This is a genomic window from Cellulomonas sp. IC4_254 (assembly GCF_011603975.1).
Classification (GTDB): Bacteria; Actinomycetota; Actinomycetes; order Actinomycetales; family Cellulomonadaceae; genus Cellulomonas.
The window spans coordinates 1-3948 of record NZ_JAANNB010000264.1 but is presented as its reverse complement, the minus strand read 5'-3'; the positions used below and the strand labels follow the sequence as shown (position 1 = coordinate 3948).

The window sequence follows — 3948 nt, the reverse complement described above, 5'->3', positions numbered from 1 at the left end:
TCCGGTTCGACGGTGAACGGCAGCCGCAGCCGGTCCTCGAGACCGCCGTCGACCCCGAACGCCGGGCCGGGCGCGACGCGCACCCCGTGCGCGAGCGCGAGCGCGCTGAGCGCCGAGGACACCGGCGCCCCGAGGTCCACCCACAGCGCCTGGCCGCCCGGCGGCACCGCGAACCGCCACCCGGGCAGCCGCTCCGCGAGCAGCGCGACCAGCAGGTCCCGGCCCGCCCGCAGCCGGTCGCGGCGCTCGACCAGCGGCTGCTCACCGAGGCGCAGCAGCTCGACCGCCACCAGCTGGTCGAGCACCGCCGTGCCGAGGTCGGCGCTGCGCCGCGCGAGCGCCAGGCGCGCCACCAGGTCCGCCGGCCCGCGCAGCCAGCCGACCCGCAGCCCGCCCCAGTGGCTCTTGGACATCGACCCGATCGCGACCACCCGCGGGGCGTGCCCGTCGCCGGAGAACGACGCGGGCGCCGCGCCGTCGAGCGTCAGGTCGGTCAGCACCTCGTCGCCCGCCACGACGGTCCCGGTCCGCCGGGCGAGCGCCCGCACCCGCTCCCGGCCCGCCCCGTCGAGCGTCGCGCCCGTGGGGTTGTGGTGGTCCGGGATCAGGTAGACGAGCCGCGGGGCGACCTGGCGCACGGTGGACTCGAGCAGGTCGAGGTCCGTCCCGCCCGCACCCGTCGGCACCGGGACGGGTCGTGCGCCCACGGAGCGCGCCGCGTCGATGGCGTGCGGGTAGGTGGGCTGCTCGACCACGACCCGGTCGCCCGGTCCCGCGTGCGCCCGCATGAGCAGCGCGATGGCGTGCTGCGCCCCGGTCGTGACGAGCACCTGGTCCGGGGTCGTCGGCGTGCCGCGGGCGGTGTACCGGTCGGCGATCGCCGCGCGCAGCACGTCCAGGCCGAGCGGCGCGTAGCCGTGGCCGGCGTGCCAGGGCAGGGCGTCGACGGCGCGCCGGGCGGCGTCGTGCAGCTCGCGCGGCGCGGGGCACGCGGCGATGGTGAGGTCGACGACGCCGTCGGTCGCCAGCGGCCGGTGCAGGGGGAGCGCCGCGCCGCCTGGGGACCGGTCCTCGGGCAGCGCGGTCACGGTGCCGGAGCCCTGGCGGCTGACCAGGTACCCCTCGTCGCGCAGCACCCCGTACGCTCCCGAGGTCGTCGTGCGGGACACCCCGAGCGCCGCCGCCAGCTCCCGCTCACCGGGGACGCGGGTGGCGAGCGGCAGGTCACCGGCGAGGACGGCGCGGCGCACGGCGTCGGCCAGCGCGGCGTACGCGGGGCCGGGGCGGCGCCAGCGGCCGAGCACGGCGGCCAGCCCGGTGCCGCCGATCCGGCGGTCGGAGACGAGGAGCGTGGACATGAGGCCACTCTTGCGCAAGTGGCTATCGAACGGAAGGCCGGTGGTCGCCCATGATGGCGCGGTGACCGCTCAGCCCGATGCCACCACCGACCCGGTGGCCACCCCCGACCCCGCCATCCCCGGTGCCACGCGCTCCGGCGAACACCGCTCCGCCCACGCCGGCCGGCGGGGCGTCCAGCTCGTCGGGGGCCTCGTCCTGTACGCCGCCTCGATCGCCGTGCTCGTGCACACCGGCCTCGGCAACATGCCCTGGGACGTGCTCAGCCAGGGCGTGTCCCGGCAGGTCGGCTGGTCCCTCGGCACGGTGACCGTCGTGCTGAGCGTCCTGATCCTCGGGGCGTGGTGGCCGCTGCGGCAGAAGCCCGGCATCGGCACCGTCGCGAACGTCGTGCTGATCGGCGTCCTCATCGACCCGTTCCTGGCGCTGCTCGACCTGCTGCCCGAGAGCCTGCCGCTGGCCGTGCGGATCGGCATGGTGCTCGGCGGCATCGTGCTCAACGGGCTGGCCTCGGCGCTGTACATCGGCGCGCGCCTCGGCCCCGGGCCCCGCGACGGCCTGATGACCGGCCTGGTGGCCCGCACCGGCTGGCCCGTCGGCCCGGTGCGCATCGCCATCGAGGTGACCGTCGTCGCCGTGGGGTGGCTGCTCGGCGGGACCCTCGGCTTCGCGACGCTCGCCTACGCGCTGGGCATCGGGCCCCTGATCCACTGGCTGCTGCCGCGGCTGACCGTCCCGGTGCCGCCCGCGGTGGCCGTCGCCGAGCCGGCCGAGCCGGGCGAGGGCCGCTGACCGGCGGGTCCCCAGCACGACGCTGGGCCGGCACCCCGGGAGGATGCCGGCCCTGCGTCGTGGGCGTCGTCAGCGCGAGGCGGGCGAGTTCTTCGCCGTCTCCGCGGGGTCCGCGATCACGGCGTCGCCGAGGATCTCGTCGATCCGCGTCATCAGCTCGGCCGGGATCTCCACCCCGGACGCCTTGACGTTCTCGGTGACCTGCTCGGGGCGGGAGGCCCCGATGATCGCCGCCGCGACGTTCTGGTTCTGCAGCACCCAGGCGACCGCGAGCTGCGCGAGCGACAGCCCGAGCTCCTGCGCGACCGGCGTCAGGTCCTGGACCCGCTGGAGCACGTTCGGCTGGTCCAGGAAGCGCTTGATGGTGTTCGCGCCGCCCTTCTCGTCCGTGGCGCGCGAACCCTCGGGCAGCGGCTGACCCGGCTTGTACTTGCCGGTGAGCACGCCCTGAGCGACGGGGGACCAGACGATCTGCGAGACGCCCAGCTCCTCGGACGCGGGGACGACCTCGGGCTCGATGACCCGCCACAGCGCGGAGTACTGCGGCTGGTTGGAGACCAGCTGGAAGCCGAGCTCCTTCGCCAGCGCGTGGCCGGCGCGGATCTGGTCCGCGGTCCACTCGGAGACGCCGATGTAGAGCGCCTTGCCGGAGCGGACGACGTCGGCGAACGCCTGCATCGTCTCCTCGAGCGGCGTCGCGTGGTCGTAGCGGTGCGCCTGGTACAGGTCGACGTAGTCGGTCTGGAGGCGCTGCAGGGAGCCGTCGATCGACTCCATGATGTGCTTGCGGGACAGGCCGCTGTCGTTCGGGCCCTTGGGGCCGGTCGGCCAGTAGACCTTCGTGAAGATCTCCAGCGACTGCCGGCGCTCGCCCTTGAGGGCCTCGCCGAGCACCTCCTCGGCGACCGTGTTCGCGTAGACGTCCGCGGTGTCGAAGGAGCTGATGCCGGCGTCGAGCGCGGCGCGGACGCAGGCGGTCGCGGCGTCGTTCTCGACCTGCGAGCCGTGCGTCAGCCAGTTGCCGTAGGTGATCTCGGAGATCTTGAGGCCGGAGCGGCCCAGGTGGCGGTAGTTGACCATGCCACCACCCTAGGACGGTCTAGGAGCGCCGGCTCACTCGGGGTAGTCGCCGTGCTTGACCTGCGGCTTCGGCAGCCGGGCGCGGCGGATCTGGAACACCCGGGTGACGGCGTACATCATCAGCCCGCGCTGCTGGCCCGCGTCGCCGAACTTGGCGGTGAGCCGCTTGCGGAGCTTGCGCCACATGATGATGACGTCGACGACCATGCCGATGATGAACAGGTAGAGCACGACCAGGCCCAGGAACGCGAGCTCCGGGCTGACCGACGTCAGCAGCATGTTGAGCAGCAGCATGACGATCGCGACCGGCAGGAACAGCTCGCCGAGGCTCCACCGGGCGTCGACGTACTGCCGGATGTAGCGGCGCACCGGGCCCTTGTCCTTGGCGGGCATGTACCGCTCGTCGCCGGTCTGCATCGCGGCGTACTGCTTGTCGCGCTCGGCCCGCTGGGCGGCGCGCGCGTCCTTGGCGGCGGCCTTGCGGTCCTGCGGCACCAGCGGCCGGCGGTTGGCGGCCTCGGCCGTCTTCCGCTTGGGCGTGGGGCGGCCCTTCCCGGTGTCGATCAGGCCGGGGGTCTCCTCGGTGAGACCCGGGGTCACCTGGTCCGCGGGTGCGGTGCTGTCCTTGCTGCGTCCGAACACCCCTCCAGGGTAGTCGAGTAGCGTGGCGGTCCGTGACAGAGCCCACCGCCACGCTACTCGACTACCCTGGAGGGGTGT

General features: G+C 74.4%; 4 protein-coding genes. 1 reads left to right on the top strand and 3 read right to left on the bottom strand.

Translation table 11 applies throughout. The features are described 5' to 3' along the window. On the bottom strand, nt 1-1358 hold a 1358-nt coding region (locus tag G6556_RS17520), incomplete at its 3' end, for a PLP-dependent aminotransferase family protein (protein WP_166944243.1). Between the two features lie 61 nt (nt 1359-1419). Here G6556_RS17520 and G6556_RS17515 point away from each other — a divergent pair. Further along, nucleotides 1420-2148 (top strand): hypothetical protein, encoded by a 729-nt coding sequence (locus G6556_RS17515; protein ID WP_346774975.1) that lies wholly within the window; start codon nt 1420-1422, stop codon nt 2146-2148. Nucleotides 2149-2217: 69 nt separating this feature from the next. On the opposite strand, the gene G6556_RS17510 is transcribed toward G6556_RS17515, so the two are convergent. Both G6556_RS17510 and G6556_RS17505 read right to left on the bottom strand, forming a co-directional pair. Then, nucleotides 2218-3228: an aldo/keto reductase family protein gene (locus G6556_RS17510; RefSeq protein ID WP_166944241.1), complete on the bottom strand. Its 1011-nt coding sequence runs from the start codon at nt 3226-3228 to the stop codon at nt 2218-2220. A 33-nt stretch (nt 3229-3261) separates the two neighbouring features. Next, nucleotides 3262-3870: a DUF3043 domain-containing protein gene (locus G6556_RS17505; protein ID WP_166944239.1), complete on the bottom strand. Its 609-nt coding sequence runs from the start codon at nt 3868-3870 to the stop codon at nt 3262-3264. Nucleotides 3871-3948: the final 78 nt, after the last annotated feature.

Excerpts from the sequence above, each read along its gene's own strand:
- G6556_RS17510 (WP_166944241.1), bottom strand. The coding sequence starts at position 3,228 with ATGGTCAACTACCGCCACCTGGGCCGCTCCGGCCTCAAGATCTCCGAG.